The organism is Shewanella psychropiezotolerans, assembly GCF_007197555.1.
Lineage (GTDB): Bacteria > Pseudomonadota > Gammaproteobacteria > Enterobacterales > Shewanellaceae > Shewanella > Shewanella psychropiezotolerans.
Map to the genome: position 1 here is coordinate 4,576,649 of NZ_CP041614.1, position 16,438 is coordinate 4,593,086.

The 16,438-nt window shown below is 44.4% G+C and carries 18 protein-coding genes; 6 read left to right on the forward strand and 12 right to left on the reverse strand.

Annotation, left to right across the window (positions count from 1 at the left end; genetic code table 11):
• Positions 1 to 3: 3 nt before the first annotated feature.
• The 7 genes from ispC to rpsB all read right to left on the reverse strand — a co-directional run bounded on the left by ispC (position 4) and on the right by rpsB (position 6,126).
• Positions 4 to 1,191, reverse strand: coding sequence for a 1-deoxy-D-xylulose-5-phosphate reductoisomerase (ispC, locus tag FM037_RS20150; protein ID WP_144047470.1), 1,188 nt, complete (start codon positions 1,189 to 1,191; stop codon positions 4 to 6).
• A 4-nt stretch (positions 1,192 to 1,195) separates the two neighbouring features.
• On the reverse strand, positions 1,196 to 2,053 hold the full coding sequence (locus tag FM037_RS20155; protein ID WP_144047471.1) for a phosphatidate cytidylyltransferase: 858 nt from the start codon (positions 2,051 to 2,053) through the stop codon (positions 1,196 to 1,198).
• A gap of 19 nt (positions 2,054 to 2,072) precedes the next feature.
• Complete coding sequence (uppS, locus tag FM037_RS20160) at positions 2,073 to 2,867, reverse strand: polyprenyl diphosphate synthase (RefSeq protein WP_144047472.1); 795 nt, start codon at positions 2,865 to 2,867, stop codon at positions 2,073 to 2,075.
• 79 nt (positions 2,868 to 2,946) lie between these two features.
• Positions 2,947 to 3,504 carry a ribosome recycling factor gene (gene frr, locus FM037_RS20165; protein WP_144047473.1) on the reverse strand — a complete coding sequence of 186 codons (558 nt, stop codon included), beginning with the start codon at positions 3,502 to 3,504 and terminating at the stop codon, positions 2,947 to 2,949.
• A 98-nt stretch (positions 3,505 to 3,602) separates the two neighbouring features.
• On the reverse strand, positions 3,603 to 4,343 hold the full coding sequence (gene pyrH / locus FM037_RS20170) for a UMP kinase (protein WP_144047474.1): 741 nt from the start codon (positions 4,341 to 4,343) through the stop codon (positions 3,603 to 3,605).
• Between the two features lie 89 nt (positions 4,344 to 4,432).
• On the reverse strand, positions 4,433 to 5,281 hold the full coding sequence (gene tsf, locus FM037_RS20175) for a translation elongation factor Ts (protein ID WP_144047475.1): 849 nt from the start codon (positions 5,279 to 5,281) through the stop codon (positions 4,433 to 4,435).
• A gap of 116 nt (positions 5,282 to 5,397) precedes the next feature.
• Positions 5,398 to 6,126 carry a 30S ribosomal protein S2 gene (gene rpsB, locus FM037_RS20180; RefSeq protein WP_144047476.1) on the reverse strand — a complete coding sequence of 243 codons (729 nt, stop codon included), beginning with the start codon at positions 6,124 to 6,126 and terminating at the stop codon, positions 5,398 to 5,400.
• 339 nt (positions 6,127 to 6,465) lie between these two features.
• Between rpsB and map the strand changes: the two genes are divergently transcribed.
• From map to FM037_RS20205, 5 genes are all read left to right on the forward strand, one after another.
• A complete protein-coding gene (gene map / locus FM037_RS20185) occupies positions 6,466 to 7,263 on the forward strand; it encodes a type I methionyl aminopeptidase (protein WP_144047477.1) in 798 nt (265 codons plus the stop codon).
• 91 nt (positions 7,264 to 7,354) lie between these two features.
• A complete protein-coding gene (gene glnD / locus FM037_RS20190; protein ID WP_144047478.1) occupies positions 7,355 to 9,934 on the forward strand; it encodes a bifunctional uridylyltransferase/uridylyl-removing protein GlnD in 2,580 nt (859 codons plus the stop codon).
• Positions 9,935 to 10,000: 66 nt separating this feature from the next.
• Positions 10,001 to 10,825 carry a 2,3,4,5-tetrahydropyridine-2,6-dicarboxylate N-succinyltransferase gene (dapD, locus tag FM037_RS20195; protein WP_144047479.1) on the forward strand — a complete coding sequence of 275 codons (825 nt, stop codon included), beginning with the start codon at positions 10,001 to 10,003 and terminating at the stop codon, positions 10,823 to 10,825.
• Positions 10,826 to 11,067: 242 nt separating this feature from the next.
• A complete protein-coding gene (locus FM037_RS20200) occupies positions 11,068 to 11,412 on the forward strand; it encodes a DUF3718 domain-containing protein (protein ID WP_144047480.1) in 345 nt (114 codons plus the stop codon).
• Positions 11,413 to 11,777: 365 nt separating this feature from the next.
• Positions 11,778 to 12,122, forward strand: coding sequence for a DUF3718 domain-containing protein (locus tag FM037_RS20205; protein WP_144047481.1), 345 nt, complete (start codon positions 11,778 to 11,780; stop codon positions 12,120 to 12,122).
• A 64-nt stretch (positions 12,123 to 12,186) separates the two neighbouring features.
• On the opposite strand, the gene purU is transcribed toward FM037_RS20205, so the two are convergent.
• The 3 genes from purU to FM037_RS20220 form a co-directional block, all read right to left on the reverse strand.
• The gene (gene purU / locus FM037_RS20210; RefSeq protein WP_144047482.1) at positions 12,187 to 13,020 is read right to left on the reverse strand and encodes a formyltetrahydrofolate deformylase; all 834 of its coding nucleotides are present in this window, start codon (positions 13,018 to 13,020) and stop codon (positions 12,187 to 12,189) included.
• A gap of 69 nt (positions 13,021 to 13,089) precedes the next feature.
• Positions 13,090 to 14,559, reverse strand: a complete 1,470-nt coding sequence (locus tag FM037_RS20215; protein ID WP_144047483.1) for a PTS transporter subunit EIIC — start codon at positions 14,557 to 14,559, stop codon at positions 13,090 to 13,092.
• Positions 14,511 to 14,975 carry a flavodoxin gene (locus FM037_RS20220; protein ID WP_144047484.1) on the reverse strand — a complete coding sequence of 155 codons (465 nt, stop codon included), beginning with the start codon at positions 14,973 to 14,975 and terminating at the stop codon, positions 14,511 to 14,513. The genes FM037_RS20215 and FM037_RS20220 overlap by 49 nt, the downstream gene beginning before the upstream one ends.
• Positions 14,976 to 15,075: 100 nt before the next feature.
• Here FM037_RS20220 and FM037_RS20225 point away from each other — a divergent pair, with 100 nt between their 5' ends.
• Positions 15,076 to 15,261: a hypothetical protein gene (locus FM037_RS20225; protein ID WP_144047485.1), complete on the forward strand. Its 186-nt coding sequence runs from the start codon at positions 15,076 to 15,078 to the stop codon at positions 15,259 to 15,261.
• Here the strand turns inward: FM037_RS20225 and truC are convergent.
• Positions 15,258 to 16,076 carry a tRNA pseudouridine(65) synthase TruC gene (gene truC / locus FM037_RS20230; RefSeq protein ID WP_144049060.1) on the reverse strand — a complete coding sequence of 273 codons (819 nt, stop codon included), beginning with the start codon at positions 16,074 to 16,076 and terminating at the stop codon, positions 15,258 to 15,260. The genes FM037_RS20225 and truC overlap by 4 nt on opposite strands.
• A gap of 22 nt (positions 16,077 to 16,098) precedes the next feature.
• Positions 16,099 to 16,419 (reverse strand): YqcC family protein, encoded by a 321-nt coding sequence (locus FM037_RS20235; protein WP_144047486.1) that lies wholly within the window; start codon positions 16,417 to 16,419, stop codon positions 16,099 to 16,101.
• Positions 16,420 to 16,438 lie beyond the last annotated feature (19 nt).

The window sequence follows — 16,438 nt, forward strand, 5'->3', positions numbered from 1 at the left end:
TAGTTAAATCTTTGCTACCAACTCTAAAGCAAATCTGCGTGTTTGTGTATCTAATGCGATGATATCATCCAGACTCTTTAAAGAGCTCATAGATACCTTACTTAAACACGTTTCATTTACTTTGACTATATCAGTAAACGTTAACTTATTTTCCAAAAATGCAGCAACCGAGATTTCATTTGCTGCATTTAACACCGTCGTCGCTTCCTGACCTTGCTTACAAGCCTCAATAGCAAGAGAAAGACAGGGGAATCGTTCGAAATCCGGTTCAAGAAAGCTTAACTGTCCGACTTTGAAAAAGTCCAAAGGTTCAACTCCTGAGTTAATTCTTTGGGGATAAGACATACAATGAGCGATTGGCGTACGCATATCCGGGTTACCCAACTGAGCTAAAACTGAACCATCTCGATACTGAACCATAGAGTGAATCACACTCTGAGGATGAATGACGACCTTCAGCTGCTCAGGAGTAGTATTAAACAACCAACGCGCTTCAATATACTCGAGCCCCTTGTTCATCATGCTGGCTGAATCGACAGATATCTTGCGGCCCATAGACCAATTAGGATGCTTACAAGCCTGCGCCGGTGTCATGGCGCTAAGGGAATCCAGAGGAGAAGTAAGAAAAGGGCCCCCAGAACCAGTCAATAAAATATGCGATATTCCCGCACCATCTAGATCACAATAGCCAATATTGCTCTGAATCGACTCAGGTAAAGCCTGAAATATTGCATTATGCTCACTATCTACAGGCAATACTTGCGCACCAGAGGCCTTCATTGCTTCAATAAACAGCCTGCCAGACATCACCAGCGACTCTTTATTAGCAAGTAGGACTCGTTTACCCGCTTTAACAGCAGCTAAAGTCGGCAGTAAACCCGCGGCGCCAACAATTGCGGCCATAACGGTATCGACGCAAGGTGCACTGACAAGATCATCGAGTTCAGCAGCCCCTGTAGTGACTTCAACACCAGAACCTGCAGGTAACCGCTGATGCAAGAGCCTGGCGGAGTCTACATCGACCATATGGGCAATCGATGGCTTATGCTCTATGCACAGAGCTAACATCTTATCTACATTGGTATTCGCCACCAAGGCATATATGGAATATGCCTCAGGGTTGTTGCCAATGACACTTAAGGTGCTCGCACCTATCGATCCTGTTGCACCAAGTATGACCATTTTTTGCATTAGATTACATCCAAAATGCGATATAAATAAGTGTAAATACAGGTAATGCAGCTGTCAGACTGTCTATTCGGTCGAGTATGCCACCATGCCCGGGCAAGATGGTGCCTGAATCTTTAATGTCGGCCACCCGCTTGAACATACTCTCTGACAAGTCTCCCACCGCCGAGACTAGGGCGATAAATAAAGTCACAGCAACGACCAAGCCTAGCTCCTGCTCTGGTGAAACCAGCATCACGCCGATCACAATAATCATGCTGGTTATTAAACCGCCGACTAATCCTTCGATAGTCTTGGCCGGGCTCACGTTAGGCATCAACTTAGTACGCCCAAGGGCTTTGCCCGCAAAATAGGCTCCGCTATCGGTAGCCCAGACCACAAGCATAACCAGGAAGACTAAGATCCCACCGTAATAAGGGTCTGTTTCAGAACTTAGCCCCTTGAGCGCAATCAAGGCTGCAAAGCAAGGAATCAGGGTAAGCTGCCCAAACATAGACTTGAACATGTGGCTCTTTTGCCACAGAGCCGAACTCTTCGGAAAAGAGAGCACCAATAAGAGTGAGATAGCCCACCACAAGGCTCCAATCAAGATGATAGCCAGGTAGACCGGATGCAGATGACCTTTAAACCAAAGCTCATCGCTAGGAACAAACAGGTTGAGTGCGATTAATAGCGCACCTATGGTGATGGTAAAGCTCCACTGCGTTATTTGACAGCGTTTATCGATGATCTGTCCCCACTCCTTGGCTGCAATCAGAAATACCGGCACTAATACCCATGCAAAGTATTCTGTAGGGAGGAAAAAAACCGCTCCCAAAACCAAGGGAATTAACCACATTGCTGTTATTATTCGTTGTTTTAGCAAAAAAAAACCCTCAAAAAAATTATGACTCGGACTGTATCGTCTCTATTTGGCAACCAGTCAGGCCGAACCTTCGTTGACGAGATGCAAAAGTTGCAACAGCCTGTTTAAAAGCATTTTCATCAAAATCAGGCCATAAAGTGTCAGTAAAAACCAACTCGGCATAGGCTGCCTGCCATAATATGAAATTACTGATACGATAGTCCCCGCCCGTTCGTATCATTAAATCAACTTCGGCTTGGTTTTGCATGCATAAATGCTGACTTAGGGCCTCTTCGGTGAACTGACTGCTGTTCATTTCACCATTTTCCACTTTTTTAGCCAGTGCCTGTGCCGCCTGCATGATGTCCCAACGACCACCATAGTTAGCCGCAACATTGAGTATTAGCTCGCTATTACCGGCTGTTTTCGCTTCAGCTGCGGCAATTTGTTTCTGTAAACGGTCAGAAAAACGACTGATGTCGCCGATAATATTGAGCCTGACACCATTTTTATGCAGCAGCTTTATTTCTCGTTGCAACACTGTAAAGAAGAGTTCCATCAAGAGGGAAACCTCCTTATCGGGTCGGCGCCAGTTTTCACTCGAAAATGCAAATAACGTTAACGAGCCGATCCCCATCTCTCTGGCGGTACTCACTGCTCGTCTGACGGTTTTTACTCCCGCCTTGTGCCCCATTACTCTGGGTTTCCCCTGCGCCTGCGCCCAACGTCCGTTACCATCCATAATGATGGCGACGTGTTTAGGCTTAGACTGTTTAACAAGTTCTGCAATCTCCTCGGGAGAGAACTCAGAACCAGACTGGGAATCGATTGACATCTATTACAACCCTTAAAAAAGCAAACGCCGTGTAGTATACCGCTACACGGCGTCTGAACTCTAGTTTCTTAGCCCTAGATTAGACTTCCATCAACTCTGCTTCTTTTGCAGACAAAAGATCATCGATCTGCTTAATATGCGCATCGGTGAATTTTTGAATCTCATCTTCGGTGCGGTGCACGTCATCTTCGGTACACTCTTTCTCTTTCTCTAATGCTTTAACTTCCGAGTTAGCATCACGACGCACGTTACGAACAGAGATTCGGCTATTTTCAGCTTCGGCGCGAACAACCTTGATAAGGTCTTTACGACGCTCTTCTGTCAATGCTGGAAGTGGAATGCGTATGACGGCACCGGCAGACATAGGGTTCAGACCTAGATCTGAAGTCATAATTGCCTTCTCTACCGCTTTGATCATAGTCGCATCGAACACAGAAACAGCCAGAGTACGTGAATCTTCGATAGTCACGTTACCCACTTGCTTAAGCGGCGTCATTGAACCGTAATAAGAGACCTTAATCGAATCTAAAAGACTAGGATGAGCACGACCCGTACGAACCTTAGCCATCTGAGTCTTAGTGGCTTCTATACATTTAGCCATACGTGTTTGAGCATCTTGTTTGATTTCGTTTATCACGTTAAATATCCTTTAAATGAGTCACTAAATTCTTAGTCATAGGACTAGCCAGTCACACTAAGTCGATAACTTTTTGCTGACTGGATATTACAATAATTTTAGTTGGTTGTTGTCATTGATTTGATCATGGTGCCTTCCCGTTCACCCATAATGACTCGACGCAGGGCACCAGGCTTGTTCATGTTAAATACCAATATAGGCATGTTGTGATCTCTTGCCATGGTAAATGCAGCAAGATCCATCACTTTTAATTCTTTCTCCAGAATTTCATCGTAACCCATTTCATCATACATTACTGCATCAGGGTTCTTCACTGGATCATCTGAGTAGACGCCATCTACCTTAGTGCCTTTAATCACGACTTCGGCTTCGATTTCGATACCCCGCAAACAAGCTGCTGAATCTGTGGTACAGAAAGGGTTACCCGTACCGGCAGCAAAAATGACGACTCGACCGGACTTTAGCAAGCTAATGGCTTCGGCCCAATTATAATCATCGCAGACACCTTTGAGCGGGATAGCTGACATCAATCGAGCATTGACGTAAGCACGATGTAGAGCATCACGCATCGCCAAACCATTCATTACTGTGGCTAGCATACCCATATGATCGCCAACGACGCGGTTCATACCCGCTTGTGCAAGCCCCTCACCACGGAACAAGTTACCGCCACCAATAACAACACCTACCTGAAGACCGAGCTCAACCAGTTCTTTAATCTCTTGAGCCATGCGATCTAAGACTTTAGGATCTATGCCAAAGCCTTCTTCGCCCATTAAGGCTTCACCACTGAGTTTGAGAAGAATACGTCGAAATGCAGGTTTAGGATTCGTGCTCATTTTTATAGTCCCGATTGATGCCGATAGGTAAAATAATACAATAAGACCGCAGCAAGTGCCGCGGTCTTAGGAGTGCTTACAACAGGAGATTAAGCCTTAGTAGCAGCTATGGTAGCAGCAACTTCAGCAGCAAAATCTTCTTCTTTCTTCGCGATACCTTCGCCAACTTCTAAACGAACGAAGCCTGATACAGTAGCGCCTTTCTCTTTAAGAATTGCACCAACAGTTTTCTTAGGCTCCATGATGTAAGCTTGACCAGTAAGAGATATCTCACCAGTGAACTTCTTCATTCTACCGAAAACCATTTTCTCTGCAATCTCTGCAGGCTTGCCTTCGTTCATAGCGATTTCGATCTGAAGTGCTTTTTCTTTTTCCACTAGATCAGCTGGAACATCTTCAGGGTTAACGAATTCAGGCTTAGAAGCAGCAACGTGCATTGCGACGTGCTTTAGCGTTTCTTCGTCAGCTTCACCGGCTACAACAACACCGATACGCTCACCGTGACGGTAAGAGGCAAGGTTTGCACCATCAATGTACTCAACGCGACGAACGTTGATGTTTTCACCGATTTGAGTCACTAATGCAACACGTGTTTCTTCGAACTGAGCTTTCAACTCTTCGATAGATACTTTAGATGCAGCTGCAACCTCTAGTACACCGTTAGCGAATGCTAGGAAGCTTGCATCTTTTGCCACGAAGTCTGTTTGACAGTTAACTTCTAAAAGTGCAGCGAAACCTTCGCCATTTTTAATCAGGATAGTACCTTCAGCAGCTATGTTACCTGCTTTTTTAGCAGCTTTCGCAGCACCGCTCTTACGCATGTTATCAATCGCTAGTTCGATGTCACCATCGGTTTCAACCAACGCTTTCTTACAATCCATCATGCCAGCGCCAGTGCGTTGACGAAGTTCTTTAACTTGGGCAGCAGTAATTGCCATTGTTAAATCCTCTATAGATAAGTCTACAAATTCACTAGATATAAAACAGGGGCCTTAAGGCCCCTGCTCACCAATCATGTATCTTGGTTAATAAGGGATGAAAATCATCGACCCTATTATTCGGCTTCTACGAAACCGTCTTGCTCCGCTTGAACAGCAAGATCTTGACCACGGCCAGCTTTAGCGGCAGAAGCAACAGACTCAGTGTACAAACGAATAGAACGCATAGCGTCATCATTACCAGGAATGATGTAGTTGATGCCGTCTGGTGAAGAGTTAGTATCAACAATAGCAACAACTGGGATACCCAGGTTGTTAGCTTCTTTAACAGCGATGTGCTCGTGATCTGCACCGATAATGAAAAGAACGTCAGGCAGACCGCCCATGTTCTTAATGCCACCAAGAGACTTGTCTAGCTTCGCAAGTTCACGAGTACGCATCAAAGCTTCTTTCTTAGTAAGCTTGTCGAAAGTACCATCTACAGACTGGCTTTCAAGATCTTTAAGACGCTTGATTGATTGACGCACTGTTTTCCAGTTAGTCAACATACCGCCTAACCAGCGGTGATCAACATAGTACTGGTCACAAGAAATTGCAGACTCTTTGATTGCTTCGCTTGCAGCACGCTTAGTACCAACAAAAAGAACCTTACCTTTCTTTGAAGCAACGTTGCTGATGAAAGCAAGCGCTTCATTGAACATAGGCACAGTGTGCTCTAAATTGATGATGTGAACACCATTACGGGCACCAAAGATGAAAGGCTTCATCTTTGGGTTCCAGTAACGAGTCTGGTGACCGAAGTGAACACCGGCTTTAAGCATGTCGCGCATTGAAACTGTAGTCATTTTATTACCTTAAATTATTTGGGGGTTAGACCTCCACGCATCCCATATCTTCGACCTATACAGGCACCCCGAAGAATGTGTCGATACGTGTGTGATTTAGTATTTAATAAATAGCCATGTATAATGGCCGCCATCTTAACTCTACATCCTAGGTTTTTTGCTAGAATCCCTATTACATTGAATAGTGAGTATCTTCACACCACCAAAGATGAGATTAGAGTCAAACATAACGGCGCGCTTTATACCATATTAGGACCGAGAACACAAATTTTCCGTGTGTTTTACACTAATAAAATGCGCACTAAAACCCTCATAAATCGAGACACGAGAGATAGCTAAATGAGTATAGTGATAAAGACTGCTGAAGAGATAGAGAAAATGCGGGCTGCAGGCAAGTTAGCGGCCGAAGTCTTAGAGATGGTGGGCCCCTTCGTAAAAGCCGGTGTCACCACTAACGAGCTAAATGATATCTGTGCCAAGTTTACCGAAGATAATGGCGCGATATCGGCCCCTCTCGATTATCATGGCTTTCCCAAGTCTATCTGCACCTCTGTCAATGAGGTGATCTGCCATGGTATTCCCAGCGACCGAGCCCTGAAAGACGGTGACGTCATCAATATCGACATTACCGTGATCAAAGATGGCTTCCATGGCGATACATCTAAGATGTTTTTAATTGGTGATGTTAGCCCCAAGGATATGCGCCTGTGCCGTGTCGCTCAAGAAAGTCTATATGCCAGCATACGTAAGGTGCGTCCGGGAATGAAATTGGGTGAAATTGGCACCATAGTCGAGAAGTTTATCAAGACCAAGAAAACCGGCCTGGAAAAATACACCATAGTCAAAGATTATTGTGGTCACGGCATAGGTGCAGGCTTCCATGAAGAGCCTCAGGTCATGCACTACAAAAATAGCGATAAAACAGTTTTACGTCCAGGCATGTGTTTCACTATTGAACCCATGATAAATGCGGGTCGTCACACCTGTATTTTAGATAAGGATGACAACTGGACAGTGACCACTTCCGATGGTAAAAACTCCGCCCAATGGGAACATACCTTGCTGATCACCAAGACTGGTGTTGAAGTATTGACCCTACGCTCAGAGGAAGATTTCCCAAGAATCATCAACCACTGATAATAGTCAGCCTCTTCCATACTGAGTACCAGTTAAGTTAATTGGTACTTTTGTGTGCTCAACCCGCTAGCTTAGGGATTAAGGGAACTATATGACCATTGAATCGGCGCAAATTGCCAAGGTGGCACTGTTCGATCAAAATGATGAACTACTGACTCGCTTTCGCAATAAAGACCCCATCAAACAACTCGTCGCCCAGCGTAGTCAGTTTGTCGATTCGATACTGCAACAGGAGTGGTTAAGCCACGGACTTGACAAATTTTCTATCGCACTTATCGCCGTTGGCGGATATGGACGAGCCGAATTGCATCCACATTCCGATGTTGACCTGCTATTTTTAGTCGAGTTTGACCTTTGTCCTGATGCGGAGACCGCCCTCAGCCAGTATATCGCCTTCCTGTGGGACGCAGGCCTAGAAGTTGGGCATAGTGTACGAACTGTGGCACAAACCTTAGAGCAAGGTCGTCATGATGTCACTGTTGTGACTAACCTGCTCGAGGCCAGATTATTATGTGGCCCTATGACGCTCTACCAATCTCTGTATCAGAGCATTCGCAAAGACGATTTTTGGCCGGCAAGTGACTTTTTTATCGCCAAGCGAGAAGAGCAATTAGCTCGCCACGCCAGGGCCAATGCATTCGATCTTGAGCCTAACCTTAAGACCTGCCCGGGGGGATTGAGAGACATACATACGGTCGCTTGGGTAGCGATGAGGCACTTCGATGCTGCCAAGGCAGAAGATCTGGTCGAACATGGTTTTCTCGATAGGGATGAGCTCGAGGAGCTACTCGAATGCCAGTATTTCCTGTGGGAACTCAGGTTTGCCCTGCACCTTATCTCCGGCAGAGATGAAAACCGACTCTTGTTCGACCTTCAACGCCAAGTTGCCGATCTTATGGGCTATGAAGATTCGACTCAACTCGGTGTCGAGCAGATGATGAAACGCTACTATCGCACGGTCAGACGTGTGATGGAGCTTAACCAGATGCTATTACAACTGTTTAAGCGTGCAACCCTAGGCCATACCAAGGCACTGGAAATAAAGAAGATAAATGATAATTATCAACTACGCGGCACCTATATCGAATCCCTGACCGCCGATATCTTCGAGCAGCCCGTAGAAATAATGAAGCTTTTCCTGCATGTGGCAAAAAACTCTAACATCAAAGGGATATATGCACCGACATTGAGAAGCCTGCGTAAGGCCAGACGTCAGCAGCCCCACCCCTTGATGAACCACGCCGATTGCAGAGCGATATTTTTAGAGATATTAAGACACCCCAGAGGCATTGCCTCGCTGTCCTTGATGCATCGTCACGGTGTGTTATCTGCCTACCTACCGGCATGGCGAAATATCGAGGGGCAGATGCAATTTGATCTCTTTCATGCCTATACGGTCGATGAACATACTCACAGGCTGCTACAAAACATAGATCGCTTCTCTCACCCGGAGCAGAAAGATGAGTTCCCTCTGGGATCAGTGCTGATCAATCAACTGCCCAAGAAAGGCTTACTGGTTTTAGCCGCTATCTTTCACGATATCGCTAAGGGGCGAGGTGGTAATCACAGTAAGTTAGGCGCCATAGATGCGAGGGACTTCTGTAAACTTCACGGCCTCAATGATCACGATGGAAGACTAGTGTCCTGGCTGGTAGAAAATCACTTGGTTATGTCAATCACGGCTCAACGACGCGATATTTCAGATCCCGATGTGGTGGCGGAATTTGCCGATAAGGTCCGTGATGCGGTCCACCTCAGCTACCTTTATTGCCTGACGGTAGCCGATATCTGTGCTACCAATGAGAAAACATGGAACAACTGGAAAGGTTCTTTGCTGCGAGATCTCTACTTTTCGACCCAAAGGGTGTTAGCCAGAGGCAAAGAAAAACCCGTCGATATCAGGGCTCGGGTGAGAGAAAATCAAGCTAAAGCCAAGAAAGAGTTGCTCAGACGAGGCATTAAAGAGAAGAGTTTAGATGCGTTATGGCAAAGATTTAAAGCCGATTACTTTTTACGCCACCAGCCCAATCAGATAGCCTGGCACTCAGAAGCCATCATCAAGCACAAACATGATGAGCCATTAGTCATACTCTCCAAGCATACGACCAGAGGCGGCACCGAGCTATTTGTCTATGGACAGGATAAACCTAAGCTGTTCGCCACAGTGATGACCTTGCTCGACAATAAAAACATCAATGTCCATGATGCCAGCATCATGACCTCAAAAGATAATTATGCGCTGGATTCTTTTGTCATTTTAGAGCAGGATGGGAGCCCAGTCGCACAGATAGCACGTATTCAAGGAATTAAAAAGGCACTGGTAAAAGCCCTAAGTGGTGACACACCTAAATTACCTAAGTTTAAGAAGCTCCCTCGCAAGATGAAGCAATTTAAAGTGCAAACTCAGGTGAGTTTCCTGCCATCACGCCGTCATGGAACCAGCATGATGGAGCTCATCACTTTAGATAGCCCGGGGCTATTAGCCAAAGTCGGCGATACATTATACCGATGTAACATAAAGCTGATGGCCGCAAAGATAACCACCATAGGCGAGCGTGCAGAGGACTTCTTCATGTTACAGAATGCCGATGGAGAACAATTGAGCCAGATTCAACAGCAGGAGTTGAGTGATAACTTGACTCAAGCGCTAGATCGGCCACAGCAAAATTAGCTCAAACATATAAATATTCACTGTTTTTAATATAACATTCACTTATAACTTATTCTGGAGAAGTAAATGGAGGCTTTACGCCAACGTATAGAGGCGGCTTTTGAAGCTCGCGCCGAGATCAGCCCTAGCACAGTAGATGCAAGTGTACGTGCTGATGTTGAGAAAGTGATTAACATGCTTGATAAGGGTGAAGCCAGAGTCGCTGAGAAGATTGATGGCCAATGGCACGTACACCAATGGCTGAAGAAAGCTGTATTGCTCTCCTTCAGAATTTTCGATAACGGTGTTATCGATGGCGGAGAGACTAAATACTTCGATAAAGTCCCGATGAAATTTGCCGATTATGATGAAGCGCGCTTCAGAGAAGAGGCTATCCGTGTCGTACCACCGGCAACAGTACGTAAAGGCTCTTTCATCGGCAAAAACACAGTGCTAATGCCTTCTTACGTAAACCTTGGTGCTTATGTCGATGAAGGCACCATGGTCGATACTTGGGCCACAGTAGGTTCATGTGCCCAGATTGGCAAGAATGTCCACTTATCAGGTGGCGTCGGCATAGGGGGGGTATTAGAGCCATTACAAGCAGGTCCAACTATCATCGAAGATAACTGTTTCATCGGTGCACGTTCTGAAGTCGTGGAAGGTGTTATCGTCGAAGAGGGCAGCGTGATCTCTATGGGCGTCTACCTTGGTCAAAGCACACGTATCTATGATCGTGAAACTGGCGAAATCCACTATGGTCGCGTTCCTGCCGGCTCTGTCGTGGTATCGGGTACCTTACCTTCAAAATGTGGCAAATATAACCTCTACGCCGCCATCATAGTCAAGAAAGTAGATGCTAAGACTCGCGGTAAAGTCGGTATCAATGAACTACTAAGAATCGTTGACTAAAATTAGCCCGTTTACTCTGCTAGTCACCTTTGCTGATAGATAAGATGACAATCTTTAAAATCCCACTTTTGGTGGGATTTTTTATGCCAACTCAGTTAAAAACACAAATTGTTACTCAGTGAAACACTCTGTTCCCAGCGCCACATCCTGATACACTTGTATACAACTAGCTTACAGCATTCCTAGCAGAAACCAGCTTAAATCATAACAACCCTTAAAGAAAAAGACGCTAGGAGCAACCCATGAAAAAACTACTCGCTATCGCAGTGTTCGCTCTATCTCCAATGGCATTTTCAGTTTCAGCTGGCATGACGGCTCATATGGAAAACACCCTTGTGGCCGTCTGTAAAGCCGGAGCCAGTAACAGCCTTTATAAGTTTAGAGATACCATGAAGAGCTACCACATTAACAAGCAGAGAATTTTCCCACGCTTAGTCTGTAATGGCGAAAACTTCCATCAATTTGCATTGAGCCATGGAGCAGATAAAACGGCGAACAAGATCTCCCCTTATATGAAGGGAACGGTAACAATTAAAGATATTGCTATGACCTATGGTTCGGATGAAATAATGGCCGTTAACTATTAAAGTTAATATTCTATATTACTTATGTCATAAAGAGCCTTTACTGGCTCTTTTTTATTATCTATAAAAAATACTTACTTCACCTGAAAACCATTAACACAAATAGATTATAAGAATATTAAAGTATGATACTTACCAATCGTTAAAAATCTTGCTTTTCTATATAATAAAACTAAATTTAAAATAACTAAGAGTAATAATCAATAATATTTTGTTACCTTCAGAAACCTCCTGAACCCACCTTTACGTCTAGATACACTTAGATACAAATACAATAAAGCTATATTTATAAAACTCCGCTTTAATATACCAATGTCAAAAACAAACTATTTATTCAAGTATTAATAACGTAACGCTAGGAGCGACACATGAAAAAAGTAATGACACTAACGGCATTGATATTAACCTCTCTTACATTCAACGCCTCGGCTGCAATGGAACCTAAGCTGGAACAGAAGCTTATAGAAATTTGTAAGACCGGATTAACCGATAATTTATACAGATTTAATAGAACCATGATGAAAAATAAAATAAACAAACGCAGAATATTTCCAAGATTAGTCTGTAATGGCGAGAGTTTTCATGAGTTTGCTATTTCCAATGGCTCAAATCACGTAGCAAAAAAAATAGCTCCATTTATTCAAGGAACGACATCGATAACTGATCTGGCTATGAACAACACTAGATCTAAAGTATTACCCGTGAACTTTTAATACTCCACATAATATTTCCTGAATAATTTAAAGGCGCACCTGCGCCTTTAAAACCCTATGTGACTTAAAATACCACAGTCTTATTCCCATACACGATAACTTCTTCATGTAATACCAACTGTAGCGCCTTACTTAATACACTCTTCTCAACATCTCGTCCGTTCTTAGCTAAGTCTTCGGCACTAAAACTATGATCCACCGGAATAACATCTTGCTTGATGATAGGCCCTTCGTCTAAACAGTTATTCACGAAATGCGCCGTTGCACCAATGATTTTCACCCCCCTCTCCCAAGCCTGACGATAGGGGGAGGCACCTATAAATGCCGGTAAAAAAGAATGATGAATATTGATGATGCGATTGGGATACCTTGCTACAAATTCAGGGGTTAAGATACGCATGAACTTGGCGAGCACCACATATTCGGGCTGATAAGCCTCTATCACCTCGATCATCTTCTTCTCATGCTCAAGGCGAGTCATATCTTGATGACAGATAAAATGAAAAGGTATATCAAATTTAACCGCTAGCGGTTCAAGAGTCTCATAATTCCCCACTATCGCAGCAATTTCAACATCTAGACCGCCATAGTAGGCCTTCATCAAGATATCACCGAGACAATGTGCCTCTTTAGTCACCATGATCACAATACGCTTCTTACTTAAGCTCACTAGCTTCACATGGCTCGAATCAGGAAGCACTTCATTCAAGTCAAATAAGATCAGTGAATCATCAAACACCCCTTCAAGCTCAGTTCGCATAAAGAAGCGCCCCTGAGCGTTATCGACAAACTCACTGTTTTTAATGATATTAAGCTGATGTTTAAAACATACACCCGTTATCTTTGTGATCAGTCCCTGTGCATCGGCACAGTCTGTTATCAAGACTTTCCTTTCCATTGTTCCCCCTATAATTCGTAAAATTAATTCATAAATCTAAAGTGAAATGTCAACATACTATCGTGGGGATCAAGAGCGAGTATCTATATATCGCTGTAATAATCTGCGTAAGCTTTCCGCTTTAGTGCCGTAAACGACTTGTATACCCTTGCCAACGACCACGACCCCCTTAGCGCCAAGCTGCTCTAGCCTGAGTTTATCGACTAAACCCGGTTGCTTTACGCTGATCCTAAGCCGAGTCAGGCATGCATTGAGATCTAAGATATTATCTGCACCGCCCAGCGCGTTAACTATGGTTCTTAGGCTAGCCTTCGGCTGCAGCTCCTCTTCCATCCGGCCAGGGGTTTTAAGGTTAAAGAATAAAATAGAGCCCCGAAAGACTAAATAATAAATCAATGCTGTGATCGGACCTAAAATCAGAAACCATTCGCTATTTTGTGAGTTATTAAACAAAAGAGTAAAATCGACCAACCCATGTGAAAATACCAGACTGTGATGTATATCCAACGAGATACAAACTGCATATGCCAGCCCGGTCATTAAAGCATGCAGTAAAAATAGAAAAGGAGCGACAAACATAAAGGCAAACTCTATGGGTTCGGTCACCCCCGTTAACCAACTGGCTGAAGCGGCTGAGATCATAATGCCTGCGACTCGATTTCTCTGAGTCTTATCTGCACATCGCCAGATGGCAATAGCAGCGGCAGGGAGCCCCCACATTTTAATCAGATAGCCTCCGGCTAAATTACCGGCCAAAGGATCGCCGGCAAGATACCTAGCAACCTCCCCCCTGATAACCTCCCCCTCTTTCACAAATTGTCCCATCTCCAAATAAAATGGTGCATTCCATATATGATGCAGACCCAATGGGATAAGTAACCGCTCCACGGTTCCATAGAGCGCAAACGCTTGTGCTGGTTTTTGGTAAACAACCCAATCAGAAAATCGCTCTATTTGCAGTGATAAGCTAGGCCAGATATTTATGAGCAAATATGAGAGTGCGATACAGAGAGGGATCATCAGTAACGGAGCGCTTCTCCTTCCTTCAAAGAAAGAAAATACGGCAGGAAGCCGTACATTTTCGCTCTGTTTAACGGCGAGACAAGTCACGGCCCCAACTAGCATGCCACCAGCAATGCCAGTGTCTATGGTATTAATCCCCCATAGCATCCGAGTCGATATGCCATAGACCTCGGCTAGCGCAGCCATGCTTGAAAGGTAGACACCAAAGCCAAAAACCGCAGTGAATGCGGCTATACCTTGATCCTTACAAAATCCGATGGATACGGCGACGGCAAATAGCATGGGCATCATGGTAAAGATGAGCTTCCCCACCGCAAGCATGACCAAAGAGATTGCGTCAGGAATAAATGGCAGAGGATTCGATGCCAAACCTATCATCACGCCAGCAGCGGGTAAAATTGCAATCGGGATTAACAGCGCTTGACTCAGCCTCTGCGCAAATTTAAACCAGTGTTGACTAATATATCTTAGGCAACCATTTCCATATCGATTAATGCGTTCCAACTTTGCAGCCATGCCTTCGCTTCTACCTCTGGTTCCATTGTTTCACATGCATCGATTTTCAGTACTTCACCGATACGTTTAGCACCACATTCTGTAAGCAGTTCATCAAACTTGACCCCAGCTCCACAAAAGGTCTCATAGCTGGAATCGCCTAAGGCTATCACCCCGTATTTCAATTGGGGCATGTATGGCGCTGTAGATTTTAAATTTTCAAACCATGGTTGTATATCTTCAGGCACATCGCCTTGGCCTGTGGTGGAACAAATCACCAATAACAGCTCATCTTGTGGAGGGACAAAACCGTCCAGTTGATCATGCATCAACAGCGACACCTCCCTCCCTTCTTCCTTTAGCACTCCAAACAGGGTCTCTGCAACAAACTGTGCATTACCATAGACAGTCCCAAAAACCAAATTCACTTTTTTCATGTTTCAGATCGCCCTGCGTTTAAATTAGATTTATACTTCAAACATACTTTATTGATAGCTTCATGCCAACTTATTCGGCTGAATCTTCAAGGGCCTTAAGATGCACCACTTCAGTAGACGCAAGCACATAAAGCATGTTCACCGCTCTGCTCATATCAGGCGTATGCGTTATTTCACATCACAACATACTAGCAATTACATTCCTGTTGGCCTTGCTGAACAAGTTCAAGAAAATGATCTCTCCACGTCTGATGATCTTGTAGCCGCTGTGGATAAGACTGGCTAAGCTAACAGATATGAAGTATCTGATGCCAAAGCCTCTTCGTCCCAACCTAAACCTTTAAATAGATCGAACCATTGATGTTCTAACTCGGTTTCGATAACCATACGCTCTCCCGTCCTGGGATGATTAAAAGTGAGTTGCTTAGCAATAAGCCAAAGCCTGTTTACCGAAAAATGTTCCCTGAAAAACTTATTCTGCTTACCATCTCCATGGGTTGTATCACCAAGGATTGGGTGTCTGAGATGCGCCATGTGTCGTCTCAGCTGATGTTTACGCCCCGTATGAGGAGTTAATTTCACCAGCGCATAACGACTGGAAGCATAACGACCAGAAGAAAAAGGGATCTCAGTATTTAACAAAGGCTGATAACTGGTCACCGCATCTTGAGCCGGTTTATCTGGAGCTACATCCTTATCACCCAAATCATCGAGCTCTACTTTCAATGGATAATCTAAGGTAGCCGCTTCATGCATATTGCCACGCACTATGGCGAGATAATGCTTTTCAATGGTCTTATCAGCAAATTGCTCACATAACGCATTGGCCATTTCACTGCTCTTAGCAAATAACAATACCCCTGAGGTTGGCCGGTCGAGGCGATGAACGGGAAAAACATGACAGCCGACTTTATCTCGAGTCAATTGCATCGCAAAGAATCGTTCCCGACGAGCCAAATATGATCGATGAACCAGTAAACCTGCAGGTTTATGAATCGCAACGATATCGTCATCTTCAAATAAGATTTCAATCTCAGGGGGCGCTTCCTCGATTGTCTCTTCGCCAGCAAGATTCTCTTCTACTTGTTTCAAGTGAGTCATATTACTCACTTGTTTGTCTTCTTTATCTTGGTTCACTGAGAAATTTATCCAAATCATCAAAAATCATAATTAATGTGTGCCGCTCTTTTACATCATTCCATACATGATGTGCCATAGGTGCGATGGCTATGTTATTGGGTAACACTTGCCTACTGGCAATCAAGGCACGCATTTTAGGAATAAAAATAAACTGCACCCAGCTTTCAAAAGACATGGCCTCACAGCTAAAAGGTGATGTATCGGCCATGGCTTCTGCTGAGGGCACATCCAGACTCCATAGAGAACGACGCTTTAATTCTTCTTCTAACTCTTGTAGCTTCTGAGTCGTTTTTATATACAACAAATAGTAACCTTATTTTTAG

Excerpts from the sequence above, each read along its gene's own strand:
- FM037_RS20215 (WP_144047483.1), bottom strand. The coding sequence starts at position 14,559 with ATGGCTGCAAAGTTGGAACGCATTAATCGATATGGAAATGGTTGCCTA.
- pyrH (WP_144047474.1), bottom strand. The coding sequence starts at position 4,343 with ATGAGCACGAATCCTAAACCTGCATTTCGACGTATTCTTCTCAAACTC.
- FM037_RS20225 (WP_144047485.1), top strand. The coding sequence starts at position 15,076 with ATGCACCACTTCAGTAGACGCAAGCACATAAAGCATGTTCACCGCTCT.
- tsf (WP_144047475.1), bottom strand. The coding sequence starts at position 5,281 with ATGGCAATTACTGCTGCCCAAGTTAAAGAACTTCGTCAACGCACTGGC.
- truC (WP_144049060.1), bottom strand. The coding sequence starts at position 16,076 with ATGACTCACTTGAAACAAGTAGAAGAGAATCTTGCTGGCGAAGAGACA.
- map (WP_144047477.1), top strand. The coding sequence starts at position 6,466 with ATGAGTATAGTGATAAAGACTGCTGAAGAGATAGAGAAAATGCGGGCT.
- ispC (WP_144047470.1), bottom strand. The coding sequence starts at position 1,191 with ATGCAAAAAATGGTCATACTTGGTGCAACAGGATCGATAGGTGCGAGC.
- uppS (WP_144047472.1), bottom strand. The coding sequence starts at position 2,867 with ATGTCAATCGATTCCCAGTCTGGTTCTGAGTTCTCTCCCGAGGAGATT.
- FM037_RS20205 (WP_144047481.1), top strand. The coding sequence starts at position 11,778 with ATGAAAAAAGTAATGACACTAACGGCATTGATATTAACCTCTCTTACA.
- glnD (WP_144047478.1), top strand. The coding sequence starts at position 7,355 with ATGACCATTGAATCGGCGCAAATTGCCAAGGTGGCACTGTTCGATCAA.
- FM037_RS20220 (WP_144047484.1), bottom strand. The coding sequence starts at position 14,975 with ATGAAAAAAGTGAATTTGGTTTTTGGGACTGTCTATGGTAATGCACAG.
- dapD (WP_144047479.1), top strand. The coding sequence starts at position 10,001 with ATGGAGGCTTTACGCCAACGTATAGAGGCGGCTTTTGAAGCTCGCGCC.
- purU (WP_144047482.1), bottom strand. The coding sequence starts at position 13,020 with ATGGAAAGGAAAGTCTTGATAACAGACTGTGCCGATGCACAGGGACTG.
- FM037_RS20200 (WP_144047480.1), top strand. The coding sequence starts at position 11,068 with ATGAAAAAACTACTCGCTATCGCAGTGTTCGCTCTATCTCCAATGGCA.
- rpsB (WP_144047476.1), bottom strand. The coding sequence starts at position 6,126 with ATGACTACAGTTTCAATGCGCGACATGCTTAAAGCCGGTGTTCACTTC.